This is a genomic window from Pseudomonas sp. BIC9C, from assembly GCF_034541995.1.
Classification (GTDB): Bacteria; Pseudomonadota; Gammaproteobacteria; order Pseudomonadales; family Pseudomonadaceae; genus Aquipseudomonas; species Aquipseudomonas fluorescens_CC.
The window spans coordinates 727,591-751,537 of record NZ_JAWDGM010000002.1 but is presented as its reverse complement, the minus strand read 5'-3'; the positions used below and the strand labels follow the sequence as shown (position 1 = coordinate 751,537).

The following is a 23,947-nucleotide window of genomic DNA, read 5'->3' as shown; positions in this document are numbered from 1 at the left end:
TTTTTCAATCGGCAGGGTGGGTCAGTTTTCAATCAGCGCCGACAAACTGCTCCCAGAAAGAGCAAGCAACAACATTGGATCGACGTTTACGGTTTTCGCCAGGCGATTACGCAACTGCTCCAACATATAGCCTTCGGGAAGATTCATCTGGAATACAGGATGCAGATCCCGTCGACGAAACTCGTCAGCACGCACTGGCATCGACAGACTGATGGCCGCGTTGGGCAATGCGTCTTCTTGATAGCGGAAAATATAATCATCGCCGCTGGTGATGACTCGACCGCTATGGCCCTCTGGGGTACTGACTTTAAGGGAGGTCATTTTCATTCGAACAACTCCCCGAGCTCTTCAAGGATCGGCATGGCCGCCGGTATAACGGTGAGCTCGCAGTCCAAAGCGCTCAGGACTCTTGCATATGCGTTCATGGCAACAGTATCGGCACCCTTCTCGACAGCAATGACTTTCTGCCGCGTCAAACCGGCAAGCTCAGCAAGTCGAGCTTGTGTCAGACCGCGCCTGATACGCGTTTCACGTATTTGGCTACCGAGTCGAGATATCAGCAGGGCGTATTCCATGTTCAGCTACCGTGACATTTATTATTAAATGTATCGTATACAGAACATTATTGCGAATATGCCTTAATCACCCGCCTCACCCCAACCCCCACCAGGATCCCCAACACAATCGACACCAACGGCACCGCCCCCACCCAGGTCAGCGTCGGAAACACCAACAGAATCTGCGAGTCATTGCCGCCCAACATCATCGATGCACCGGTCCCCATCAACACGCCCGCGAGCAGATGCCTGCCCGCGGTCATCATTGCGAGCCGCTGATAGTTGAGCGTGCGGCGATGCAAGGTGTAACAGAGCATGCCCAGCATCAGCATGGCGAACACCGCCACACGCGGGGTGGTCAATGATGTGTCGCCCGGGCCCCGGAACATTTGCGAAAGATCGTAGAAGAACACGCTGGGCGTCCACAGCGGTTCGAAGGTGTAGAGGGCACTGGTCAGGGCGCCCAGCAACAGGCTCGACAGCACCAGGTGTTTGTCGCCGTGAATCCGGATCAGGAACAGCAGAATCAGCAGCACGATGCCGATGACCAGCCAGTAATGACGGCCAGTGATCATCGGCATTTGCAGTGCCCGGTGTTCGGTCAGCATGTTCAGGTGATGCCACAGCACGATCCCCAGCACCCAGCCGAGGATGGTGAAGGCCTTGTTGAGGTTGCCGCTGGCGAGCTTGGTGAGAGTACCGACGCTGCATCCGTCGTTGAGCACCGAGGCAAGGCCGAACAGCACTCCGCCACCGACCAGTGACAGATAGCCAACCTCGGGGATGAACAGCGGCTGACTGACGCCAGACAAGGCATAGACCGGCGCGAGTAAAAGACCGAACAAACCGCAACTGACCAGCGACACGAACAGGGTTGGCCGGCGTTTGAGCAGCAGCCCCATGGCATTGACCAGGCACATGCCCATGCGCTGAGACACCCAGCCGATGAGGAACGCCAGCAACAGCGAAATGAGCAGTGAATACACAGGCCTCCTTGTTTCCGGGTGGTCGCATCGGGTCGATGCCTGACAGACAGATTAGTCGCTGGGCAAACACTTCGGATGAACCCGCAAAGCCCTTCTACACTCCATTCGCAAACGCCCTACAACACCTGTCGAATAGGCCCCCATGACCACCCTCACCGACCGTTTGAAGCAAGGCAAGGATGCGCGCAAGAAGTGCTCGCGCAGTTCGCAAGCCTCCCTGGGCAATGTCGCCCGCGACCCGATACCGCTGATCAAGGCGTCGAGTGAAGGACGCGTCAAATCGCTGGTGGAATTGCGCTACGGGCGCATGCTGGTGTCACCGTTCACCTTCTATCGCGGCAATGCGCTGCTGCAGGCCCACGACCTGGCGGGCACCTCGAACATGGGGCTGGTTTCGCCGATTTGCGGCGATTGCCACCTGATGAATTTCGGGGGGTTCGCAACGCCTGAACGCAACCTGTTGTTCAGCGTCAACGACTTCGACGAAGCCCATCCCGGACCGTGGGAGTGGGACTTGAAACGTCTGGTGGCGAGTTTCCTGGTGGCGGCTCACGATCTGCGTCATGGGGAAACGGTTGAAGAGACGGTTTGCCATCAGGTCGTGGGCGCCTATCAGAAAACCATGCTCGAATGCGCCGAACAAAGTTCGCTGGAAACCTGGTACGAATCCATCAGCTATGACGACCTGCTGTCACAGGCCAACAAAAGCACCCTGGAACATGTGCAACGCGCCATCAAAAAGCCGAGCGTCGCACCCATGCCGAACTGCTGCCAAAAATCAGCGAACGCGACGCTCATGGTCGTCTGATCATTCGCGATGACCTGCCGGAGATTTTCCACCTGCACAAAAACACCACGCTGCTGGACGCCGATGATGACTGGTTGCGCCTCTCGGACTGGCGTCCGCTCTACGACACCTTCATGCGCGACTATCGCGGCACCCTGCAAGCGGACCGCCGCGATCTGGTGTCGCGTTTTCACGTTCAGGACATGGCGTTCAAAGTGGTGGGCGTCGGCAGTGTCGGCACCCGTTGCCTGGTGGCACTGCTGACCGACGATCAGGAGTTTCCGTTGTTCCTGCAATTCAAGGAGGCGCGGCGCTCGGTGCTCGCCGGCTACGTGAAGGTCAAGTCCCGCGTGCGGCATGAAGGGCAGCGGGTGGTCGACGGCCAGCGGTTGATGCAATCGGCCAGCGACTTGTTCCTCGGCTGGACCACCGGTCCCAGCGGGCGGCATTTCTATGTGCGGCAATTGCGCGATATGAAAATCTCCGCCGAACTCGAGACCTTCGATGGCGACGCATTCGCGGCCTATGGACGGCTCTGCGGCCGGGCCCTGGCTCGCGCCCATGCCAAGTCGTCCGGGCACGCAGCGGTGATCAGCGGCTACATCGGCAAGAGCGACGCACTGGCCGACGCGCTCTACAAATATGCCCGGGGTTGTACCGAGCAGAACGAACGCGATTTCGAGCAGTTCCAGCAAGCCTGCCGCAAGGGCCGATTGCGTGCACGGTCGGAAGCCGACTTTGCTGCGGATCATTTGCCGTAGCGGTATCGCAGGCTCTGGTACGGGGCGTTGATCGAAATGAATTTTTCTTCACCCCACGATTGCGTTCCTGCCTGTACATTGACCTCGCTCATTCAAGAAACTACGGTTTGCCCGCCCTCCCGCGGGCTTTTTTTTGCCTGCGATTTTGTCTGACGGCCACCGCTGATTTTATCCGGCCGACATCGCCCATCACTGTGCCGCTTGCGCGCCATTCCCTTGCGATTGCTCGGGCAGCAAACAGCCTTTGGCCATCCACTGGCAGTCTCTGGCCCAGCGATAACCGGATTCCAGATCACCTCGGTCGTTGTAATACCCCAGCTTGAGTTGAGTGGCACTCAGGTCGAGTTTGGCAAAACCAGCCCGCGAGGCAGTAAAGGTGCTATTCGGCGTTGGCGTTTGCAGGACATCCAGCTTCTGGCCACCCGCCCCGGAAATCACCCACGCGGGTTCACCTGCACGCAACAGCAATTGCTGGTTGTGATCATGACCCGACAAAAGCAGATCGACGTGGTTGCGTTGCAGCACTGGCAACAGCCGTGTGACCAGGTCCGACTCCTCGCCATGCTCGCCTTGATTGCGCACCGGATGATGGGACGCGGCTATTCGCCATACCGGAGCCGGTCCGGATGCCTGATACGCCTGATCGATCAAGTCGATTTGCTGCTGCAGACGTTCACGTGGCGCCGAAGTGTCGAGGAACACCATCCGCACCAATGGCCGCCCGTCGACGTCACCGAAATCCTTGACGTAGAAATTCGCCGGCATCTGCCAGCGGCCCGACCCTCGGTGCTGTTGGCCGTACTCGATCTCGTACTTTTGCGACACCGGATAATCGTGGTTACCCAGCACGGCGTAAAACGGCACATGGCTGAGCCAGTGCCCCCAATAGACACGCTCGAATCGGGTTCCCCAACGATAATCGTGAGTCCCGTTCAATGGCTTGCCGTAGAAGTTGTCGCCGAGGAAAACCACCATGTCCAGACGCCCCTCCCGGGCCGCGACGCGTTCCATGGCTTGCCCCACTCGCCACTGTTGCAGGTCACCGCTGCCTTGATCGCCCACGGCAATCAGCGACACCGAAGCGGGGTCCAGGCCGCTCAGCGGAACATAGGGTGACGGCGGCGTGAGCAGCCAGTAGCCACCCGCGATCAGCAGTAGTGCGAGGGCAATGCTTGAGCCGAGCACGCCCCTTCTGAGTACCAGGCGTTTTATAAATGTCGAGGGGGAATTTGTGCGATTCAATCAGGGACTCACCGGGCATCGAATGTCAGATTGGTTGGCGAAATGAAGGTCGACCTTCACCCCCAATAGATCACAGCAGTTGTTCAAGCTTTGTTAAGAAAGCGTTCCCTATACTTTTTTTCAGCCTTTTTTCGGCCCTCATTTTCCGGGAGCCAGAAGTCATGTCTCGCCCTGTCCCACGGCTGTTTGCACTGTGTTGCCTGCTGTTTTTCTTCGCCCTTGGCAACCACCAACTACAAGGCTCCACCGAAGCGCGGGTCGCCGGAATTGCCATGGAAATGCACCTGGATAATGACTGGGTAACGCCGCGACTTTTCAGCGAACCCTTTCTGGAAAAACCGCCCCTGAGCCTGTGGCTCGGCGCCGGGGCGATTCGCGCATTTGGCGGTACACCGTGGGCCGTTCGCCTGACATCTGCATTCGCCGGGCTGTTCAGTGTGATGCTGCTGTACGCCATGCTGCGCCGGCTCGGCCGGCCCGTTACTGTCGCATGGACAGCGGCGATTCTGCTGGCGACCATGGCCAGCTACTGGAGCAACGTGCGCGGTGTCGGTGAAGATGCGTTGCTCGCCCTCGGGGTGAGCACAGCGCTGCTGGCGTTCCTTGCAGGACAACGACAAACAGGCATCGGCAATGGATTGCTATTTGTGGCGGGGATCACCATCGCGACCTTAAGCAAGGGCGTGCTGGGCCTGGCCATGCCGGGTGTGGTGATCTTCGCGTACCTGCTGGCCACCAGCCTGATGGACAAGCGCCTGAACGTCGCGGGCTGGCTGCGACCAGGCCTGCTGACACTGCTGGGGCTGGTACCGCTGATGATCTGGCTCGCGATGCTGTACCAGCGCGGCAGTGCCCATGCCGTGACCGAGGTGCTGTTGACCAACAGCGTCGGTCGCTTCAGCGGTTCCTTCGTCGAAGCGGGGCACCACGAGCCGTACTGTTACTACCTGGCCAAACTGCCCCAGGCCTTCCTGCCCTGGAATATTCTGGTGTACCTGGGCCTGTGGCATTTTCGTAAAAGCCTGGTGGCTAACCGTTACTTGCTGTTCTTCACCCTGTGGTTGCTGGCGCAATTTGTGATGCTGACGCTGGCGTCGAGCAAACGTACGGTGTACCTGATGTCGCTGACGCCCGCAGCAGCGGTGATCGCTGCCGAGTACGCGAGCGTGCTGCTCGAGCGCTTGAAGTCCCGTGAAGGTTCCCCGACCTGGATCGGTCGCGTGGCCGGGTATCGTAACGCTCTGGCTGCTGGCACCCTGGCCGTGGTCATTTGCGGCTACTTCGCCGCGGCACAATGGGCGATGCCCCATGCCGACCGGAAGTTGTCCTTCTTGCCGCTGACCGAGCAGATCCAGTCGATGCAGGCCAATGGGCAACAAGTTGCCCTGTACCAGGCCACTGAACGATTGGGCGGCGCCAGCGTGTTCTATACCCGCAGCGTGCTCAAAGGGCTCGATACCGAGGCGCAGTTGCATGAGTTTCTGGGGGCATCACCCGATCATGTCGCGGTGCTCTCCGGCGACACTGAGCCTGCTGCACCGTTGAAAGTGCTCAAGACAATGATGGTGGGGCGTCAGGCCTACTACTTCGTTGCGCAGTGAGGCACCCGCCACTTGTAGGAGCGAGCAAGCTCGCTCCTACAAGTGGATCTTTGCTGCGCCCAACCCATGACTCACTGACATTTCCTCAGGCAATAAAAAACCCGCAGCCCTTTCGGGTTGCGGGTCTTGCTGTTCAAAGCCGACTCAATTCACTGGCTGAGCCTGAGTCGCCGGTGCCGGTTGTTGCGCTTTGGAAAGCACCGGCTGTTCCAGCCTCGCTCGCCCGTAAAACGCCAGCGCCGTCAGCAAACACGCCAGCCACACAAAGATCCCGGCCCAGAGGGTGTGGGACATGTAGTGCCAGCCTTGCAACACCCGCGTTGTGCCGTAGATGAAACCGAGGGTCAGCGAGCCGTACATGATCGCCTTGGAATAGCGCCAGCGATAACGGCGAGCCACGAAGTACAACGCCAACATGGTGAAACCACCCGACGCATGTCCGCCCGGCCAGCAGCGACCGTCACCGGCGACTTTCAGCAGGTCGAAATTTTCATACCACTCCACGTGCTCCTTTTTGCCGCCGTACTGGGTGGTCTCGATCGGGCAATACACGCTGGTGTGGCCCTTGAGGTAGTGAATGACCCCGGTACTGATGGAAAACGCGAACACCACGTAGAGAAAGTCCCGACGGTGCCGGGTGGCAAAGCGCAGCACCGGGGCGACTTTGATTTTTTCCAGGAAAGCGATGATTTTCGAGTGCTTTTCAGCCTTCAGGCGCGGCCAGAGAAACGACAGCAAGGCACCGATAATCGCAATTTCTCCGGTCCAGTTCGGGATGATCCGCGCCCATTTGTGAGTGATTTTTTCGAACAGATGGACCTGATCCAGCGGGTACGTCTGCGTCACCGGATCAAAAAAGTAATTGTTGAAGGCGATGTCGATTTTGGTCATGTCGAACATCAGGAACACCGCGACCGCGCAGGCCAGCGGAATACCGAAATTCACCCAGTAAAAGCGGTAGCGAGAAGCGGTCAGCATTGTGAATCCTGATTGAAAAAAGGAGGGAAAACTCAATGAGTGTTCACCGAACTCCAGTCAGAGGCATCGATGAAACCCAGCATGCGCGGAGTTTGCGGGGTTTCGGCGGAAATAAACAGCGAAGCGCCATAACCCAGCGTCGTAGGCGGTAGCTTCAGGTCTTTTTCCATTTGCTCCATGCACTCGCTGTGGGTCACCAGAACCAGGTTACGCCCGGCCACTTTATGCGCAAGCGCGTCGCGCAGCATGGTGCCCTTGCAGCTAATCAGCCAGTCTTGCCCTGTGACAACCTTGTTGAACATGAAGTTGGCGGTCTGTGCTGTGCGCAGGATCGGGCTGTTGTAGATATCGGCCTTGCCCAGGCCAAGGTGCTTGAACTGTGCCCCGAGGCTCTCGGCAACACTGCGAGCGCGCGCGGTAATGCCATCGTTGCCCACCAAGCAAGGCGCCGAGGAGTGATCGCAGCGCTCGACGTGGCGCACCAGCACGATCATGTCGCCCTTGGCCCATCCTGTCATCAAGGCCTGTGCACCGGCCACATTGCCATGGGCCAGGTCCGGCGCAGTGGCGGGACGCAGCAAAAACACGGTCAGCGGGACAACCAGCAGCGCCGAGGCCAACACCACCGCAGCGTTGCGATAACGGGCGAAGCGGTTCAGATCGATCGAGCGTTTTATCCCGAAAAGACTCAGTCTTAATTCCACATCAAGCCGCCTCGCCGGCACGGATCACCTCATTAGAACCGAAAAGGTTAAGGACATGTGCGTTGTCAGCGGGTGAAAGACATGTGAAAAAAAGCTTAAAACGCTGCAAAAACCTTGTTACAGAATCCGCCGCACAAAAACCTTTCAGCTACCGGGATTGCTGCCGATACATCTTGCTTACACAGCTTGGCGGCCCCCAAAAAAAACAATCTTCCAGCCAACCGACGAAATAGAAGCCCTACGTTCCTGGAGGAATTTGATGAATAGCTGGTTCGGCAACATCAGCGTGAACCTGAAACTGGGCCTGGGATTTGGCCTGGTCCTGGCACTGACCTGCGTCCTCGCCCTGACCGGCTGGACCAGCCTGGGCGGGTTGATCGACCGCAGCAACTGGATGAGCGACATCACCCAGCTCAATGCCGGCCTGACCAAGCTGCGCGTGGTTCGCCTGCAATACATGCTCACCAACGGCGACGAAACCGCCGCGCAGAGCGTGCAGACCACCCTCGACGCCTTCTCGGCCCAACAACAGGCCCTGCTGGCGAAGTTCAAGAGCCCGGAAAACCTCAAGCTGCTCCGAGAGCAGGGTGCCGTCATCGACGCCTACAGGGCGTCCCTCGGCAAAATGCGCAACGCTTATCGCGCCGGCAACAGCGCCCGCGACGCCATGAGTGCCAACGCCGAAACCGCCAACACGCTGATCAATGACATCAATACCCGCGTGCAGCAAATGCCGCTGAGCGACCAGCGCTTTGAACAGTTCCAGGCCATTACGGCTGCCAGGGAAGCGTTTCTGCTGGCCCGCTACGAAGTGCGCGGCTACACCGCCAGTACCAATGCCGAGACCGAGCAAAAAGCGGTCGGCCAACTGGACACCGCCATTGCCAGCCTGAAACCGCTGAACGCGCATTTCGCCGATACCCAACAAGACGCCCTGCGTCAGCTGGGGGCTGCGTTGGGCAACTACCGCAACGCCTTGCAGGCCTACAAGGCTGCCAGCAATGACGCGGTGCAAGCGCGCCAGGAAATGACTGACCAGGGCGCCGCCATCGTCTCCCTGAGCGATCAGCTGTATCAGATCCAGCTCGACCGTCGTGACGCCGAAAGCGCCCAGGCGCGCACCTTGCAGCTGGTCAGCACCATGCTGGCGTTGCTGGTGGGCGTCATTGCCGCCGTGGTCATCACTCGCCAGATCACCCGTCCTTTGCGCGAAACCCTGGCGGTGGTCGACCGCATCGCCAGCGGAGACCTGTCCCGGAACGTGCTGGTCACCCGCCGCGACGAACTCGGCGTGTTGCAGCAAGGCATAGCACGCATGGGCGTGACCCTGCGCGACTTGATCAGCGGCATCCGCGACGGCGTGACCCAGATCGCCAGCGCCGCCGAAGAGCTGTCGGCCGTGACCGAGCAGACCAGCGCCGGGGTCAACAGTCAGAAAGTCGAGACCGATCAGGTCGCGACCGCCATGCACGAAATGACCGCCACCGTGCAGGAAGTCGCGCGCAACGCCGAAGAAGCCTCGCAAGCCGCTGCAGCGGCGGACGGCGAAGCCCGTGAAGGCGACAAGGTGGTCAACGAAGCCATCAACCAGATCGAGCGTCTGGCCAGCGAAGTGGCGCGTTCCACCGAAGCCATGAGCGTGCTGCAACAGGAAAGCGACAAGATCGGCAGTGTCATGGACGTGATCAAGGCCGTGGCCGAGCAGACCAACCTGCTGGCGCTCAATGCAGCCATCGAAGCGGCCCGCGCCGGGGAAGCCGGCCGTGGTTTTGCGGTGGTGGCCGACGAGGTCCGCGGCCTGGCCCAGCGCACGCAGAAATCCACCGAGGAAATCGAAGGCCTGGTGGCCGGCCTGCAGAACGGCACGCAACAAGTGTCGGCCGTGATGAACAACAGCCGCACCCTCACCGACAGCAGCGTGGCCCTGACCCGCAAGGCCGGCGAGTCACTGGAGAACATCACCCGCACGGTGTCCAACATCCAGTCGATGAACCAGCAGATCGCCGCCGCCGCCGAACAGCAAAGCGCCGTGGCCGAAGAGATCAGCCGCAGCATCATCAACGTGCGCGATGTATCCGAACAGACCGCTGCGGCGAGCGATGAGACCGCCAAGTCCAGCGTTGAACTGGCGCGGCTGGGTGGTCAATTGCAGCAGATGGTGAGCCACTTCCGCGTGTGATGTATTCAGGCTCGTCCTGTAGGAGCGAGCTTGCTTGCGATGGTGGTCAACGATAACGCGTGCATTCTGAATGACCGCGGCGCTGGCAAGTTCTTCGCGAGCGAGCTCGCTCCTACAGGGGAGTTCAGCTCATCCAGGGATTTATCACTTCAACACCGCTGAACTTGAAATCTCGAACATTGCGGGTGGCTATGGCAGCCCCATGGCTTCGGCAAGTGGCGGCAATTTGCGCATCAGCCATTGAAACCGCACACCCATTGGCTTCAGCACCTGCGGCCAGCGTTGCGTACTCAACAGCGGCATGGGCATCGAACGGCAAAATGCGTCCGGCAAAGTCCTCTTCGAACATTGCCATGGCATGGGCTTCAAGTTTCTGTTTGCGCTTGCCAGAAGGCTGGCGCGCGATGCCGTGGAGTATTTCCGCCACCGTCACCGCACTGACTGCCAGATCCATCGCCGGCTGCGCATCGGCCCAGGCAAGCACCCGGGTTTCAGGTTCGACTCGCATAAACTCTGAAAGAACGTTGGTATCGAGCACTATCATTCAGAGAAATCCACCGCCGTTGCTTTCTCTGAACGCTCTGGCAGATCAAGCTCGACGCCTCCGAGAGTGCTGAATCTGTTGCGGATCCTGCTTCCAAGTCCACCGGCGCGATCAACCGTCGCCAAGGCCCTGCCCAGAATCAGGCGAGCCTCTTCTTCCATGGAATGTCCGTTATGAGCCGCTGTGATACGCAACTGCTCCTTGAGCTTTTCATCAAGGTTTCTAATTGTGATGCTGGCCATGATACCTCCTGCAATCAATGAAATCATTGATTGCAGGCTAGCACATTCAGTCCAACCAAAACCCGGCATTCTTCCGAGTGGCCAATATCACCGCGTCCCACGCTGGCGCAATGCCGACGGCATGAAGTACGCGTCTTCCGGCACCGGTTGGGCGAAGTCCACGGTGGCCGGCTCTTCGTTATCCAGGTTCTGCACGTAGTAACGACGCGCCTGCAAGTCATGGAAGACGTCCAGTGCACTCCAGGTGGTGGGCAGGTCGTAGAAGTTTTTCAGGTAGGCCATCGACACCCGCCACAACTCCCCTCGCCCGTCATATTGATCCACCAGTGCGGCGCCCCAACTGTCCTCGTCCAGAAACAGCACGCGCTTGGAATAAATGTGCCGCGCACCTGGTTTGAGCGTGCCTTCGACCACCCAGACCCGATGCAGCTCATAACGGGTGAATTGGGGGTTGAGGTGGCCCGGTGTAAGCAACTGCGCGTACTTCACCTCAGGGCTGCCGACTTTGTAATTGTTATAGGGAATGTAGACCTCTTGCTTGCCCTTGAGCTTCCAGTCGTAGCGGTCTGGCGAGCCGTTGAACAGGTCGGTATCGTCCGCCGTGCGCAGGCCGTCGAATGAGGCGATCGGGGTGTCATACGCGAGGTTCGGCGCCCGGCGCACGCGACGTTGGCCCGCGTCGTAGACCCAGGCCTGACGCGGGTCCTTGAGCTGGTCCAGGGTCTCGTGAACCAACGCCGCACCGCCAGCCAGCCGGGCCGGGCTCTTCACGAACGCCAGGTAGTAAAACAGGATGTTTTTCAGGTCGGCAAACTGCCCGCCCGGACGGTAATAGTTGAAGAACCCCTCCTGCTGCGAGGTCACAAGCGCGAAGCTGCCGTTACGTTGTACCGGCGCTTCGGAGGCACGCCGGACCACATAGATGCCGCGATAACGGGTGATGTGGTTCCACAACACCTCGATCCCGTCCTTGGGCACCGGGAACGGTACACCGCCGTAGGCATCGGCAAAACCGGTCCCGCCATCGAGCAGCTTGGCCGAGGTCGCATTTTTCAAGGTATTGTCATACAGCCACTGCGGCGCCGAACCAGAGCGGCGAGAGGGGTAGACCGGCATCTGGAAGGTGTCGGGGTAGCTGTTGAACAGTGCGATCTGACCCGGGCTGAGGTGGGCCTTGTACTGATCGAGGTTGGCCTTGGTGATGGTGAACAGCGGCTTGTCCGCCGCATAGGGGTCCAGGTGATGCTGGCCAGGCTTGTAGCCCGCCGGCGCCTGGGTGATGCCGCCGTTCCAGGCCGGTATGGTCCCGGCGGCGTTGCCGGCACGCTCGGCCCCCAGCGGCGTCAGCGTGGTTTTCAATTGCTCGGCCAGCTGGGGCGTGACCGCGGCCAGCGCGCTGCCGGCGGCCAGGCTCAGGAACAGCGCCAGCGTGGTCTTGGTCAGTCGTGGAAGGTCAAACATGGACGTTCTCCGAAATAAAAACAGCCGCATGGGAGTGCGGTCTGCAATACACAAAAGATCCAATGTGGGAGCGGGCTTGCTCGCGAAGAGGGCGGCACATCCAGCACAGTTGTCGCCTGATACACCGCTTTCGCGAGCAAGCCCGCTCCCACAATGGGAATACGTGTAGCAATCAAAGGAAGTACTTGAGGTTGAAGCCGACGTTGTCGCGGTCACGCAGGCCGTTGTCCTGCCCACCGCCATAGAACTCGGTGTATTGCAGCTCGGCCTCCAGCTTGTTCTGGTAGTTGGCCTTGATCCCCAGGGTGTAGGCCTTGCGGCCCTCGATGACGTTGCCCGCCTGATAGCTGTTGCCCTCGAAGTCATCCTTGTAGACGACGTAAGGCGAGACGTTGACGCCGGCATACACGTCGTTCCAGGTGCCATTGAGCATCGCGGTGTAGCTATAGGAGTTGCGGTTGACCTGGTCGCTGCGCTCGCCGCCGGACACATAGGAAAAGTTACCGGTGCCAGCGAAGTAACGGGTACTGCCGTCAAAAGCGGTGTATTGCAGGCTGCTGCCGCGCAGGTGCTCGGACGCCAGCTCGAACACGCCGAACATCGAGTCGAATGACAGGCTCGGGCCAAAGTTGTAAATGGTGCCCAAGGACGTGTTGAAGGCTTCCACCCGCTCGGCGTTATTGATCTGGCTGGCGAGCGTGACCTGCTGCCCGCCAATGTTGATCGTCTGGCCGGCTGCCGCGGCGGCAGCGCCGTTGGCCAGGTCGCCGATCAGGTCGTTGGTGGCGGCGATCCCGATGGGCAGGTTCGGCCGATAAGCCACTTCACCGAACACCGACGCCTGGCCCAGGGTGGTGTTGAAACTGAAGCCGTACATACGGATGTCTTCGGCGTAGCGCCGATGCGCCTGGATATTGCCCAGCACATCCACGGTCGCCAGGCCGTTGGCCAGTTGCCCCGCCTGACTGCCGGCGACACCGGTCAACAGGTTGGTCAGGGCATTCATGTCGATGCCCTTGTACCCTCCCAGATCGGCGGAAATGGTCGGTTCCTTGGCGTGGTAGTTGACCATGTACAACCCGAACTCGGTGCTGTTGAGTTCTTCCGCGATGTAGCGAAAAGCGAAACCGAACTGGCCGTCGTTGCGCGCGTTGAAATCCTTGCCGACCGAGGCCACTTTGACGGTGTTGCCAAAGGCAGGGGTAACCCCTTTGGCGTACAGGCCGGTGGTGCTCAGGGCCTGGTTGAGTACCGGGTTGTTGCCCAGCGCGCTGTACAGACCGATCACGTTGCCGAAGCCTGGCACCGGGGTGTCCAGCGCGGTACCGGTAAAGTTGTTGTAGGCGGAGTTGCCGCCGTCGGCGAACAGGTCCGTCTGCGAGTAGAAAGTGCCGACCGGGTCGATGCGGGTTTCCTTCCAGTTGGTCTGGTAAAAGCCTTCCATGGTCAGGGTGTCGGTCAGGCCGATGTTGAAGCTGAGCGCTTCCACCGGTACCAGCACTTCCTTGACTTCGGCCCCGGGCAGACGGTACTTGGCCGCATCCACCGGGTTGGTGGTGTTGATCCCGCCACGGTAGAAAATCCCCTCGCCCCAGTTGAACACCTGGCGCCCTATACGTGCCGTGAGCGGCATCTGCGCTACGTCCCAGCTGCCATGGATGTAGGCGTCGAGCATCTCCACCCGGCTGCCGGCGATATCGCGGGTCTGGTCAGTGAAGTGGTCGTCCTGCGGGAAACTCTGACTGGGTTGCGACGGGTTGTTGTTGCGGTAGTAATCGTTGCGCTTGTCCATCAGTTGGGTGTCATAGAACGCGGTGCCACGCACGAACATTCCGTAGTTCTGATAGTTGGCCTCAAGCTCCGAGGTGATCTTGTACACCTCGGAAACCAGCCCGGTGTCGAAGTTGCGATTGCCGTCGTTGGTATTGATGTCGTCGTTGTTCTTGTCCCGGCCCTGGACCCGCCACAGGCGGCCATAGGACAAGGTACTGTCGAATGAACCGGTGACCTGATTGTCCAGCACACTGAACTCCCCCGCCTGCACGCCGTCGACCGCGCACAGTTGCAGCAGCCCTGCCAGGCCCACGCCGGGAAGCGCCGCGCCAGACAGGCGAAATCGAGTGCTCATGATCCGTTCCTCTTTCCCTGGTTTTATTGTTTTTGTCTTCTGACACTGTTGCTGCGATGGCTATGGCGCCAATCCCGCACGGGTATAAATCCGGCTGTGGGCGCCGAAATGCCCCAGCAGTTTGAACAGCTGTCGGTTAAGTGCCGGATGGTCGAAGTCTTCGCGCTGCAGCTGATTACCGCTGCTGAAGTCGCTGGTGACCGGTGCGGTGTCCAACCACTGGCCGATGGCTTGATCAAACGCTGCGGATGCGTCGACGGACTCGGCACTCACCACTTCGCGCAGGTAGTCCACCGAGTACGGCGGGTAATGGGCGTCCTGGGCAGAGTCGGCATAAGCATCGAGCATCGGATGGGGCTGACCCGCGCGCAGCAAACGACGCAGCCAGGTCGACTGATACTTCTCCACTTCCATGTGCCGGGTCGCGACGCGTTCGATGGCCGCCTGCTTGTCGGCAGCGAAACCGGCCAGTGCCTTGCCTTCCAGCAGAAGAAGACTGGCAAGGTCGACGCCGGGCAATGGCTTGGCGTGATAAGGCTGGGTCAGGTCCTGAATGTGGTGCAGGCCCCAACCGAGAAAGCGATAGCCCCAGTAAGAATGGCCGGTGGCAAAGGCCAGTCGCGCCAACCCCATGTATTGATAGGCGCGCCAGTCGGGCCAACTGCGTTCGAGAAATCCGGCAGCGGCGTACACCACCGGGCTCTCGTGGAAGAAGCCCATATGGAACGGCGCCTGGGAGCTGTACTGAAACCGCGCGTCACCGAAGGGCTGCGGGCCGAAGCCGTACAACGTGCCGACTTCGCCCGGGTTGTCGCTGAACAGGTTGATGTCGTGGCCGTAATCCGGCTCGTCAGCGGCGCTGGCCAACACGGCCAGGGGCGCGACTTGTTCGTGTTCGCTTATGCGGATGAAGCGCTGGCGATTCCATGGCGAGAGCGTCTGCTCGACCATGACCTGCTCGGCCTTGAGGTGTTCACGCTCGGGCAGATCCTTGCCGGGCAACGGCTGAATGACCATCGCCAGATGAATTTGCGGATTGATCCGCAGCGCGGTGAGGAAGTCGTGGCGCAGATTGTCCCCAGGTACGGCTGGCAATTTCAGGCTGTCGGGGCGCGGTGGGTACTGGGCGAAGTGCTCGCGGGCAAAGCGTTCCTGCTCATCCAGCAGCGCGCTCACGGCTTGATATTGCTGCGCGAGAAACTGCTCCAGTCGCTCGACTTCGACCGGTGGCGCATCGCGCAACGCCGGCAGGTCCTTCAACGCCAGGTAACTGCCCACCGTATGGTTGGACCAGCCCCACGCTGTCGGGGCCGTTGCACAAAGCAGCAACAGGAGGAATGTCAGCTTCATTGCTTTTGGTTCTTATTGGATGTGCAGTAGGGGTTGAGCCTAACAACCGACCCCGCCCCTGACACTGTCCAATCTCACCAGAAAAGTTCTCCGATAGCGCCACGCCTCGGTGCAAAAAACACCACAGTTCATTGTGGGAGCGGGCTTGCTCGCGAATGCGGTGGGTCAGTGGAGTCAATCGGTACTGACACTCCGCATTCGCGAGCAAGCCCGCTCCCACAGTGGGTGGCGGTGTTCTATCAGGCCGGGTAACCGGTAATTTTGCGGATGCTTTGGTACAACGGCTTGAGTTGTCGATACATGCGCAGGTAGACCTCCTTGTACAGTCGCTCATAGATCTGCTGCGCCTCGGGCTGCGGCATGAATACCGCACCGACCCGAGTCATGGCGGCCGTCGCCGTGGGGAAATCCGCGTACAGCCCCAGCCCCACCGCGCAGCAAATGGCCGCGCCCAGGCCGGACGCTTCGTAGACATGCGGACGCTCGGCCGGCAGGCCGAAAATGTTCGCCGTGAGTTGCATCGCGGCATCACTCTGCGAACCTCCACCGGCGACGCGCAAGCGCGTGATGGAGACCCTCGAACGCTTCTCGATCTTCTCCATGCCCTGACGCAAGGCATACGCCAGGCCTTCGAGGATCGCCCGGTAAATGTGCGCGCGGGTATGCACGTCGCCGAAGCCGATCATCGCGCCCTTGGCTTCCACACCCGGCTCGCGGATGCCGGGCGACCAGTAGGGTTGCAGCATCAACCCCATGGAGCCTGGTGGCACGGCGTCGACCAGCGCATCGAAGAGTTGCTCAGGCTCCACGCCCTGGGCTTTGGCCTGTTGCATCTCGCGCAGGCCGAACTCGTTCTTGAACCAGCTGACCATCCAGTAGCCGCGATAGATCATCACCTCGCAGTTGAATTGATCCGGCACCGCCGACGGGTAAGGCGGAATCAACGGAACGATTTCCAGGTAGCGCGACCGGGTGCTGGTGATCGTCGCCGTGGTGCCGTAGGAAAGGCACACGGTGCTGGCGTCGACGACGCCGGCACCCACGACTTCGCAGGCCTTGTCGGCACCCGCGGCGATCAGCGGCAGTCCCTCGGGAATGCCGGTGTGGCGACTGGCCTCAGCGCTGATATAGCCCAGGGTTTCACCGGGCTTGTGCAGGCTCGGCAGTTGCTCGGGGCGCACCGCCAGCGCCTGCCATTTCCAGTCGGCGGGTGCAGCCCATTTCAGGCGTTTGAAGTCGAACGGCAGGTAACCGACGCAACAGCCTATGGAATCGACAAAACGCCCGCACAGGCGATGGGTGAGAAACCCCGAGAGCAGCAAAAACTTGTCGGTCGCCGCCCACACTTCCGGCTGGTGACGAGCGATCCAGTTGGCCTCGGCCTGGGCGCGAAAGTAGTCCACCGTGGCTTGCGCACCGACCAGTTTGAACAGCCAGCCCCACGGCCCCTTGATACAGCCTTCGACTTCGGCCTGGCGTTGATCGAGCCACAGTATCGCCGGGCGCAGCGCCTTGCCCTGGGCATCGACGTTGATCACGGTGCCACGCTGGGTGGTCAGGGATACACCGGCAATCTGTGAACGATCGATACCGGTTTGCTGCCACAACTGCTGGCAGGCCTCACCCAATTTTGCCCAGTAATACTCCGGGTCCTGCTCGGCCCAGCCGGGTTGAGTCGAGTAATAGGCCTGCAACTCGACCTTGCCTTTGCCCAGCAGATTACCCTGCAGGTCGAAGAGCAGCGCGCGCACGCTCTGGGTGCCATTGTCGATGGCCAACAGGTAACGCTTGTTCGGGTGGTTATCCATGGAGCTCTCTTCAATGGGCATCAATGCGCGGCATCCGGCAAACCATGATGGCGTTGCCACAACGCCAGGTAGCGCTGCTGCTCCTGTTGCCAACGCTCATCGTCCCAGCCCAGCCGCGGCTGGCAGAGTCGGCGAATCGCCGGCCAATAATCTTCGGCGCCTCGTGGCAGCAACAGGCCCAGGCGGGTTCGGCGCAGCAACAGGTCATCCAGGTGCAGGACCATTTCCGCATCGCAGGCAACGGCCAGCTCTGTCCACAGGGTGTCTGTGCTTCCTACAGTTTCATGGCCCAATTCGGCAATCAGTTGCGCCAGCCTCGGCAGGTCACGACCATGCCGCCCGGCCAGGCGCCGCCACTGGCTGCCACTGAGTCCAGGTATCGCCAGCGGCGGCACGTTGGCGAACACTGGCGCGGCGTCATCATCGAAGGGGCGGTCGAGCATGCTCGCGCAGGCCTTGAGCACTTCGATGGCTTGCGGGCGAAAGGTGGTCAGCTTACCGCCGGCCAGGGTCACGCAACCCGGCTCCTGCCACAGCACATGCTCACGGGTTTCATTCGAGGGCTTGAGTTCACCCGCAGCGCTGCCCACCACCGGGCGCACTCCCGACCAGGTCGACAGCACATCGGCAGCGACCACCTCGGCCTGGGGAAACTGTTGGTTGCAGGCAGCCAGCAGATAGTCGAGCTCCTCAAGGCTGATGCTCGCGCTCTGGTCCAGATCACCGTGATGATCGAGGTCCGTGGTGCCGACCACCGTGGCCCCCTCCCAAGGGAAAACGAACACCGGTCGACGGTCACGCTCGTGCAGGAAGGTGAAGGCCTGCGCCACTGGCAGGCGCCAGCCCGGCAACAGCAAATGACTGCCACGCAACGGGCGCAACTGGCGAGGCGCATCGGACGGGCGCAAGCGCTCGGCCCACGCGCCGGTGGCCACGGCCAGCACACCACAACGCAATGTCAGTAATCCGCCACCCTCGCAGTCTTCGACCTGAACCCCACAAACGCGCCCCGCGTCACGCAGCAATTGCTGCACGCGCACACCGTTGAGCACCACGGCGCCGTCGGCCCGGGCCTCACCCAATACGCGCATCACAAGACGAGCATCATCGGTCAGCGCATCGACAAAACAGGTGCCACCCAGCAGGTCATCTTCCTTCACCCCAGGCGCCAGATAACGCAGTTGTTGCGCGTCATGGAAGCGATGGCTGCGCCGCCCGGCCAATGCGTCATAGACGGACAGCAAGCCCCCCAGCACCCGCGGTCCGGGAAAACCGCCACGGTAGTGCGGCATCATGAAGCTCATCGGTTCCACCAGCCCCGGCGCTTCGTCGAGCAGGCGCTGGCGTTCGCGGACCGAATCGCGGGTCAGGCGCCACTGGCCCTTGGCGATATATCGCAGGCCGCCATGGACCATTTTCGAGGAGCGGCTGGAGGTGCCCCAGGCGAAATCGCGCTGCTCCAGCAGCAGGCAACGCCAGCCTCGGCGCGCGGCTTCGCGCAGGATACCGGCGCCGCTGATGCCGCCGCCGATGACGATCAGGTCCCAGGTTTCATCCGCCAGCGTCGGCAGCACCTGCTGTCGCCACGCCGCGTTCCAGTCCAGGCTCATGGCCGTCACTCCTGCAACAGCGTGCCAGGGTTCAGTCGCCCGGCCGGATCGAAATGCCGACTCAGTGCCTGCAGGGTGTCCATTGCCAGCGCGCCCTTTTCCCGGCGCAGGTACGGCGCGTGGTCCTTGCCCACGCCATGCTGGTGACTGATGGTGCCGTGGTTGTCGACGATGGTCTGGCTGGCCGCCTGCTTGAGTGCCTGCCAGCGCGCCAGGGTGGCGGGGTAGTCCGCCGCCGGGCGAAACACATAGGTGGTGTAGATGCTCGACCCTTCGCCGTAGACATGGGAAAGGTGGGTGAAAACATGCACCCGCTCGCCTTCGGCAGCCAAGGCGTCGCGCAGGCTGCTTTCGACCAGCGTGAGGAGGTTATCGACGTTGCTCCAGTCAGTGGCCGTTTCCAGAGTGTCCACCACGTAACCGGCGTTCCACAGGTTTTCGCGCAGGTAGGGAAAACGAAAACGGTTCTGCGCCCACTTCTTGCCGAGCAAGGTGCCAGTAAACACCCCGCCGAACGCCTTGAGATGCTGCCGGGCCTGACGCAGGGACAGCGCATTTTGCCGACGATTGCCGGTCACGCCGAACGTCAGCAGGCATTTGCCCGCACCGGCACCGCGCAGGGCCAGGTACTTTTCCAGCCAGGCGATCTGCTGTGGGTGACCGGCCAGCGCCAACTGGGTTTCGGTTTCCACCGCGTTGGACAAGCGCAGCATCGACAGCGGCACCCGCGCCTGGGCCAACTGGCGGATGGCTTGCAGCGCCCTGCTCCAATCGGGCAGAAACACCCCATAGAAACGCTCATCGGCGGGCAGTGCGCTGACCCGTACCTTCACCTCGGAAATGATCCCGAAACGGCCCTCGGATCCCAACACCACTTCGCGCAGATCGGGGCCGGCCGCCGAGGCCGGAAAGCTGGGAATGTCCAACGGCCCGGCGAATGTTTCCAGAGTCCCCCCAGCAAACAGTTGCTCGATGCGCCCATAGCGCAACGACTGCTGGCCACTGGAGCGGCTGGCGACCCAACCGCCCAGGGTCGACAGCTCCCACGACTGCGGGAAATGCCCCAGGGTGTAACCCCGGGCGCGCAGCTGACTTTCCACCTGCGGCCCGCTGGTGCCGGGGCCGAAGGTGGCCAGCAGGCTCTCTTCGTCGAGGTCCAGCAGGCGATTCATGCGGGCCAGGGAAACCGTCACCACCGGCCGCGCGGAACTCAGCGGGTTGATGTGACCGGCCACCGAGGTGCCGCCGCCATAAGGAATCAGGCACAGGTCCTGCTCATAAGCGAGTGTCAGTAACTGGCGAATCTGTTCGGCGCTCTCGGGATAGGCCACGGCGTCGGGGTAATTGCCCAACGCGCCTTCACGCAACGCCAGCCAGTCCGGCAGGCTCTGGCCGCGAGCATGCAGCAAGCGATCATGGGCATCCACGCTGTACAAGAAGTGCTGCTGCAACCGCGACGGGGGCACGCGGGCCAATGCCGTCTCAAGCGTCGCATCGGGCAGCGCTCGACCGTCACCCACCCGTTGGGCGAGAAAACTCGCGCCCTGGGCCGGCAGTTCGACCACCGTGGTTGCATCTCCCCAGCCGTTCCAGCGTCGCATGCGTGTGTCCTTTTGCGGTTCTGATCAGTGATATTTCAGGCCCCCATACTAGTCAGCCGCCGGAAAGTGTCACGGTCGCATCCGGCCAGTTCGAGTAGCCAATTGAGTCAAACGTCGCGCAAGCGTCAGCCATTTACTTTAGCCGTGGTTTCAAATTACCTTTCAGGGCATTCATCCGCGCACGCGGGCCTTGATCAAAGGAAACGATCATGCAATCCCTGGGCTTCACTTCAGTTCCGCCGCTGCTCAAATACCTGCGTCATGCCGAACAACTGGGCATGGCCATCGAGCCTGCGTTGGCGGCTGCCGGGTTGCAGGCGCAGCAGTTGAGTGACAACAGCCTGCGGTTGCCGGGTGAAGCCCATGAACGGCTGCTCGATTATTTCTGCGAACACTCGGGCGATCCGTTGTTCGGTCTCAACGCCGCGCGTTTTGTGTTGCCCAACTCCTGGAGCGTGCTGGGTTACATCACCATGAACTGCGCGACACTGGGCGACGCCATGAGCCGCATCATGCCGTTCGAGAAGCTGGTGGGAGACATGGGCGTCAGCCGTGCCGAGGTGCAGGACAGCAACGTGCACCTGATCTGGACATGCCGCCATCAACGCCCGCGAATTCGCCGGCACCTGGTGGAAAACGTGCTCGGTTCCTGGCTGCAATACGCGCGCTGGATCGCCGACACGCCTATGTCGCCGGCCGCCGTCTGGCTGGAACATGCACGTCCGGCCGACACGACGCTGGCACAGTACGAGCAGCTCTTCGACTGTCCGGTACTGTTCGACCAGCCTTATTCGGCGCTGATTGTCCCGTTGCCGTATTTGCAGTTGCCATTGCGCCAGGCCGATGCGCAATTGCTGCGTACGCTGGAAGAACATGCCCAGGGATTGATGGCCACGCTGGAGGATGCATCGCTGGAACAGCGGGTCAAAAGCATCCTGCGCCAGTTGCTCAAGGAAGGTCTGCCACGCAAGGAGCAGGTGGCCGAGCATCTCGCCGTGTCAGTGCGCACGCTGCAACGCCAGCTGCATCAGGCCGGTACGTCGTACCAGCAGATCCTCGATGACCTGCGCCAGGAACTGGCCGAGCATTACCTGCTCAACAGCACCCTGCCGATTCAGGACATCGCCCAGTACCTGGGTTTCACCGAACCCCGCTCGTTTCACCGCACGTTCAAAAGCCGGCGCGGGATGCCGCCAGGCGAGTTTCGCCAAACCCACCGGGTGCAGAACGAAGGCTGAAGGCTTAAGTCTGAGGGGCTGGAGGCTCAGAGGCTGATCGCGTTGGTGAACACCAACCGATTGCCGAACGGGTCGGCGATGGTCATGTCCTGGCTGCCCCACGGCATGGCCTGAATCTGTGGATGGGAAAAGCTGTATTCCTTGGTCAACAGTTGCTGTTGAAACTTCTCCAGTTCATCGGTCTCGATCCGCAGCGAAGAACCCGGTGCGCTGTCGCCATGGTGTTCGGACAGGTGCAGCACACATTCGCCACGGGAGATTTGCAGGTACAGCGGGAAATTCGCTTCGAATCGATGCTGCCAGTCGATCTTGAAACCGAGGAAGTCGACGTAGAACTCCACTGCCTTGGCTTCGTCGAAAATACGCAGGACCGGAGTGGTTTTGCCGAAGCTCATCGGATTGCTCCCAGACAATGAAAGACCTGTAGGAGCGAGCTTGCTCGCGATGGTCGTTAATGATGACGCGTGTCTACTGGGTAAACGCTGCGCTCTTTTGTCCATCGCGAGCTAGCTCGCTCCTACAAAATACGTAACCGAACCGCAATGATAGTTGGGCTTGATGTCAGCAATTCGGCTTGGTGGGAGAATTCTTTAATTGCACATTGCCACTATGTGACGCAGATCAAAAGATCGCAGCCTGCGGCAGCTCCTACATGGATTGCATTTCCCTGTAGGAGCTGCCGAAGGCTACGATCTTTTCGCCTCACCGCAATCCAACAAACCCGTCACGCAAATCACCCTGCCGCGCCAAAAACCGTCCTTCCCTGCGCCCGTTGGCCTGGCCATCACGGTAACTCAACACACCGTTGACCCACACCCCTTCAATGCCCTCCGCCGCCCGCTGCGGATCGTTGAAATCGGCGACATCCCGAATGGTTGCCGGATCGAACAACACCAGGTCCGCCCAATGACCTTCACGGATTTCACCGCGTTCCTTCAAACCGAAGCGTGCCGCCGACAGCCCGGTCATTTTGTGCACGGCGGTGTGCAGCGGGAATAGTCCTACGTCACGGCTGAAATGTCCGAGCACCCGGGGGAATGCGCCCCACAAGCGTGGGTGTGGGAACGGGTCTTCCGGCAAGCCATCCGAGCCGACCATCGACAGCGGATGCGCGAGGATCCGGCGCACGTCCGCCTCATCCATTCCGTAGTACACCGCACCGGCCGGTTGCAGTCGGCGGGCGGCATCCAGCAACGGCACTTTCCATTCGGCGGCGATGTCCATCAGGTCGCGGCCCCCCATCTCCGGATGCGGGGTCGACCAGGTGATGGTGATGCGGTGGGCATCGGTCACCTGCTTGAGGTCCAGGGTCGATGAGCTCGCGGCGTAGGGATAACAGTCGCAACCGACCGGGTGGGTCTTCGCCGCCTGTTCGAGGGATGCCAGCAACTGCGGACTACGCCCCCAGTTTCCGGCACCGGCACATTTGAGGTGGGAAATGATCACCGGGCTTTGTGCATGGCGACCAATCCGGAACGCCTCGTCCATGGCCTCCAGCACCGGTTCGAATTCGCTGCGCAGATGGGTGGTGTAGACCGCTCCGAATGCCGTCAATTCTTCGGTCAGCTGCATCACTTCATCGGTCGATGCCGAGAAGGCGCTGGCATAGGCAAGGCCGGTGGACAAGCCCAAGGCGCCGGCTTCGAGGCTTTCACGCAGTTGCTCGCGCATCGCGCTGATTTCATCGGCCGTGGCGGTGCGAAACAGGTCGTCCAGATGATTGCTGCGCAACGCCGTATGGCCGACCAGCGCGGCAACGTTCAACGTGGTGTTCGCCGCTTCGACCGCCGTGCGGTAGTCGCGGAAGGTCGGATAAACGAACGCTGCGGCCGTGCCGAGCAGGTTCATCGGATCCGGCGGATCGCCGCGCAAACTCACCGGCGACGCACTGATCCCGCAGTTGCCGACGATCACCGTGGTCACGCCCTGGCTGAGTTTGGGCAGCATCTGCGGCTGACGAATCACCACGGTGTCGTCATGGGTGTGCACGTCGATGAACCCTGGCGCCAGCACATGGCCCTGTGCATCGATTTCTTCGTTTGCGTGGGCATCGCGCAAGTCGCCGATACGCTCGATGCGCCCGTTGAAAATCGCCACGTCGGCGGGGTAACCGGGGCTGTTGCTGCCGTCGATGATCAGGGCGTTGCGAATCAGCGTGTCGTACTGCATG

At 60.8% G+C, this 23,947-nt stretch carries 18 protein-coding genes and 3 pseudogenes; 5 read left to right on the top strand and 16 right to left on the bottom strand.

Features of this window, described 5'->3' with window-relative positions:
• Positions 1-45: 45 nt before the first annotated feature.
• The 3 genes and pseudogenes from RS887_RS13360 to RS887_RS13350 form a co-directional block, all read right to left on the bottom strand.
• A pseudogene (locus RS887_RS13360) lies at positions 46-327 on the bottom strand (HipA N-terminal domain-containing protein); the annotation flags it as partial.
• A complete protein-coding gene (locus RS887_RS13355) occupies positions 324-575 on the bottom strand; it encodes a helix-turn-helix domain-containing protein (RefSeq protein WP_322615746.1) in 252 nt (83 codons plus the stop codon). The pseudogene RS887_RS13360 and the gene RS887_RS13355, both read right to left, overlap by 4 nt.
• Positions 576-622: 47 nt before the next feature.
• Positions 623-1,543, bottom strand: a complete 921-nt coding sequence (locus RS887_RS13350) for a YeeE/YedE thiosulfate transporter family protein (RefSeq protein ID WP_322615745.1) — start codon at positions 1,541-1,543, stop codon at positions 623-625.
• A 142-nt stretch (positions 1,544-1,685) separates the two neighbouring features.
• On the opposite strand from RS887_RS13350, the pseudogene RS887_RS13345 reads away from it, so the two are divergent.
• Positions 1,686-3,091: pseudogene (locus RS887_RS13345) on the top strand (DUF2252 domain-containing protein).
• Between the two features lie 189 nt (positions 3,092-3,280).
• On the opposite strand, the gene RS887_RS13340 reads toward RS887_RS13345, so the two are convergent.
• On the bottom strand, positions 3,281-4,276 hold the full coding sequence (locus RS887_RS13340; protein ID WP_322615744.1) for a metallophosphoesterase: 996 nt from the start codon (positions 4,274-4,276) through the stop codon (positions 3,281-3,283).
• A 218-nt stretch (positions 4,277-4,494) separates the two neighbouring features.
• On the opposite strand from RS887_RS13340, the gene RS887_RS13335 reads away from it, so the two are divergent.
• Complete coding sequence (locus RS887_RS13335) at positions 4,495-5,934, top strand: ArnT family glycosyltransferase (RefSeq protein ID WP_322615743.1); 1,440 nt, start codon at positions 4,495-4,497, stop codon at positions 5,932-5,934.
• A gap of 144 nt (positions 5,935-6,078) precedes the next feature.
• On the opposite strand, the gene RS887_RS13330 is transcribed toward RS887_RS13335, so the two are convergent.
• Positions 6,079-6,912, bottom strand: coding sequence for a phosphatase PAP2 family protein (locus RS887_RS13330; RefSeq protein WP_322615742.1), 834 nt, complete (start codon positions 6,910-6,912; stop codon positions 6,079-6,081).
• 32 nt (positions 6,913-6,944) lie between these two features.
• Positions 6,945-7,616, bottom strand: a complete 672-nt coding sequence (locus tag RS887_RS13325; RefSeq protein WP_322615741.1) for a histidine phosphatase family protein — start codon at positions 7,614-7,616, stop codon at positions 6,945-6,947.
• 259 nt (positions 7,617-7,875) lie between these two features.
• Here RS887_RS13325 and RS887_RS30605 point away from each other — a divergent pair.
• Together RS887_RS30605 and RS887_RS30600 are read left to right on the top strand one after the other, a co-directional pair.
• Positions 7,876-8,889, top strand: a pseudogene (locus RS887_RS30605) (methyl-accepting chemotaxis protein); the annotation flags it as partial.
• A gap of 42 nt (positions 8,890-8,931) precedes the next feature.
• Positions 8,932-9,795: a methyl-accepting chemotaxis protein gene (locus tag RS887_RS30600; RefSeq protein ID WP_416339971.1), complete on the top strand. Its 864-nt coding sequence runs from the start codon at positions 8,932-8,934 to the stop codon at positions 9,793-9,795.
• Between the two features lie 124 nt (positions 9,796-9,919).
• Here RS887_RS30600 and RS887_RS13315 read toward each other — a convergent pair whose 3' ends face one another.
• From RS887_RS13315 to RS887_RS13280, 8 genes are all read right to left on the bottom strand, one after another.
• The gene (locus tag RS887_RS13315; protein WP_322615739.1) at positions 9,920-10,339 is read right to left on the bottom strand and encodes a type II toxin-antitoxin system VapC family toxin; all 420 of its coding nucleotides are present in this window, start codon (positions 10,337-10,339) and stop codon (positions 9,920-9,922) included.
• Positions 10,336-10,581 (bottom strand): FitA-like ribbon-helix-helix domain-containing protein, encoded by a 246-nt coding sequence (locus RS887_RS13310; RefSeq protein WP_007973186.1) that lies wholly within the window; start codon positions 10,579-10,581, stop codon positions 10,336-10,338. The genes RS887_RS13315 and RS887_RS13310 overlap by 4 nt, the downstream gene beginning before the upstream one ends.
• Before the next feature lie 87 nt (positions 10,582-10,668).
• Positions 10,669-12,042, bottom strand: a complete 1,374-nt coding sequence (locus tag RS887_RS13305) for a DUF1329 domain-containing protein (protein WP_322615738.1) — start codon at positions 12,040-12,042, stop codon at positions 10,669-10,671.
• A 172-nt stretch (positions 12,043-12,214) separates the two neighbouring features.
• Positions 12,215-14,170, bottom strand: a complete 1,956-nt coding sequence (locus RS887_RS13300) for a DUF1302 domain-containing protein (protein WP_322615737.1) — start codon at positions 14,168-14,170, stop codon at positions 12,215-12,217.
• 60 nt (positions 14,171-14,230) lie between these two features.
• On the bottom strand, positions 14,231-15,520 hold the full coding sequence (locus tag RS887_RS13295; RefSeq protein ID WP_322615736.1) for a phospholipase: 1,290 nt from the start codon (positions 15,518-15,520) through the stop codon (positions 14,231-14,233).
• 239 nt (positions 15,521-15,759) lie between these two features.
• Positions 15,760-17,328 (bottom strand): FGGY-family carbohydrate kinase, encoded by a 1,569-nt coding sequence (locus tag RS887_RS13290; protein WP_322615735.1) that lies wholly within the window; start codon positions 17,326-17,328, stop codon positions 15,760-15,762.
• 20 nt (positions 17,329-17,348) lie between these two features.
• Complete coding sequence (locus RS887_RS13285) at positions 17,349-18,938, bottom strand: glycerol-3-phosphate dehydrogenase/oxidase (protein WP_322615734.1); 1,590 nt, start codon at positions 18,936-18,938, stop codon at positions 17,349-17,351.
• 5 nt (positions 18,939-18,943) lie between these two features.
• Positions 18,944-20,539, bottom strand: a complete 1,596-nt coding sequence (locus RS887_RS13280; protein WP_322615733.1) for an FAD-binding oxidoreductase — start codon at positions 20,537-20,539, stop codon at positions 18,944-18,946.
• Positions 20,540-20,748: 209 nt separating this feature from the next.
• Between RS887_RS13280 and RS887_RS13275 the strand changes: the two genes are divergently transcribed.
• On the top strand, positions 20,749-21,777 hold the full coding sequence (locus RS887_RS13275) for an AraC family transcriptional regulator (RefSeq protein WP_322615732.1): 1,029 nt from the start codon (positions 20,749-20,751) through the stop codon (positions 21,775-21,777).
• A 26-nt stretch (positions 21,778-21,803) separates the two neighbouring features.
• Here the strand turns inward: RS887_RS13275 and RS887_RS13270 are convergent, their stop codons facing one another.
• The gene (locus RS887_RS13270; RefSeq protein ID WP_322615731.1) at positions 21,804-22,172 is read right to left on the bottom strand and encodes a glyoxalase superfamily protein; all 369 of its coding nucleotides are present in this window, start codon (positions 22,170-22,172) and stop codon (positions 21,804-21,806) included.
• Between the two features lie 307 nt (positions 22,173-22,479).
• Positions 22,480-23,946 (bottom strand): D-aminoacylase, encoded by a 1,467-nt coding sequence (locus RS887_RS13265; protein ID WP_322615730.1) that lies wholly within the window; start codon positions 23,944-23,946, stop codon positions 22,480-22,482.
• Between the last annotated feature and the right edge of the window lies 1 nt (position 23,947).

Excerpts from the sequence above, each read along its gene's own strand:
- RS887_RS13355 (WP_322615746.1), bottom strand. The coding sequence starts at position 575 with ATGGAATACGCCCTGCTGATATCTCGACTCGGTAGCCAAATACGTGAA.
- RS887_RS13335 (WP_322615743.1), top strand. The coding sequence starts at position 4,495 with ATGTCTCGCCCTGTCCCACGGCTGTTTGCACTGTGTTGCCTGCTGTTT.
- RS887_RS13330 (WP_322615742.1), bottom strand. The coding sequence starts at position 6,912 with ATGCTGACCGCTTCTCGCTACCGCTTTTACTGGGTGAATTTCGGTATT.
- RS887_RS30600 (WP_416339971.1), top strand. The coding sequence starts at position 8,932 with ATGGGCGTGACCCTGCGCGACTTGATCAGCGGCATCCGCGACGGCGTG.
- RS887_RS13315 (WP_322615739.1), bottom strand. The coding sequence starts at position 10,339 with ATGATAGTGCTCGATACCAACGTTCTTTCAGAGTTTATGCGAGTCGAA.
- RS887_RS13310 (WP_007973186.1), bottom strand. The coding sequence starts at position 10,581 with ATGGCCAGCATCACAATTAGAAACCTTGATGAAAAGCTCAAGGAGCAG.
- RS887_RS13305 (WP_322615738.1), bottom strand. The coding sequence starts at position 12,042 with ATGTTTGACCTTCCACGACTGACCAAGACCACGCTGGCGCTGTTCCTG.
- RS887_RS13300 (WP_322615737.1), bottom strand. The coding sequence starts at position 14,170 with ATGAGCACTCGATTTCGCCTGTCTGGCGCGGCGCTTCCCGGCGTGGGC.
- RS887_RS13295 (WP_322615736.1), bottom strand. The coding sequence starts at position 15,520 with ATGAAGCTGACATTCCTCCTGTTGCTGCTTTGTGCAACGGCCCCGACA.
- RS887_RS13290 (WP_322615735.1), bottom strand. The coding sequence starts at position 17,328 with ATGGATAACCACCCGAACAAGCGTTACCTGTTGGCCATCGACAATGGC.
- RS887_RS13285 (WP_322615734.1), bottom strand. The coding sequence starts at position 18,938 with ATGAGCCTGGACTGGAACGCGGCGTGGCGACAGCAGGTGCTGCCGACG.
- RS887_RS13280 (WP_322615733.1), bottom strand. The coding sequence starts at position 20,539 with ATGCGACGCTGGAACGGCTGGGGAGATGCAACCACGGTGGTCGAACTG.
- RS887_RS13275 (WP_322615732.1), top strand. The coding sequence starts at position 20,749 with ATGCAATCCCTGGGCTTCACTTCAGTTCCGCCGCTGCTCAAATACCTG.
- RS887_RS13270 (WP_322615731.1), bottom strand. The coding sequence starts at position 22,172 with ATGAGCTTCGGCAAAACCACTCCGGTCCTGCGTATTTTCGACGAAGCC.
- RS887_RS13265 (WP_322615730.1), bottom strand. The coding sequence starts at position 23,946 with ATGCAGTACGACACGCTGATTCGCAACGCCCTGATCATCGACGGCAGC.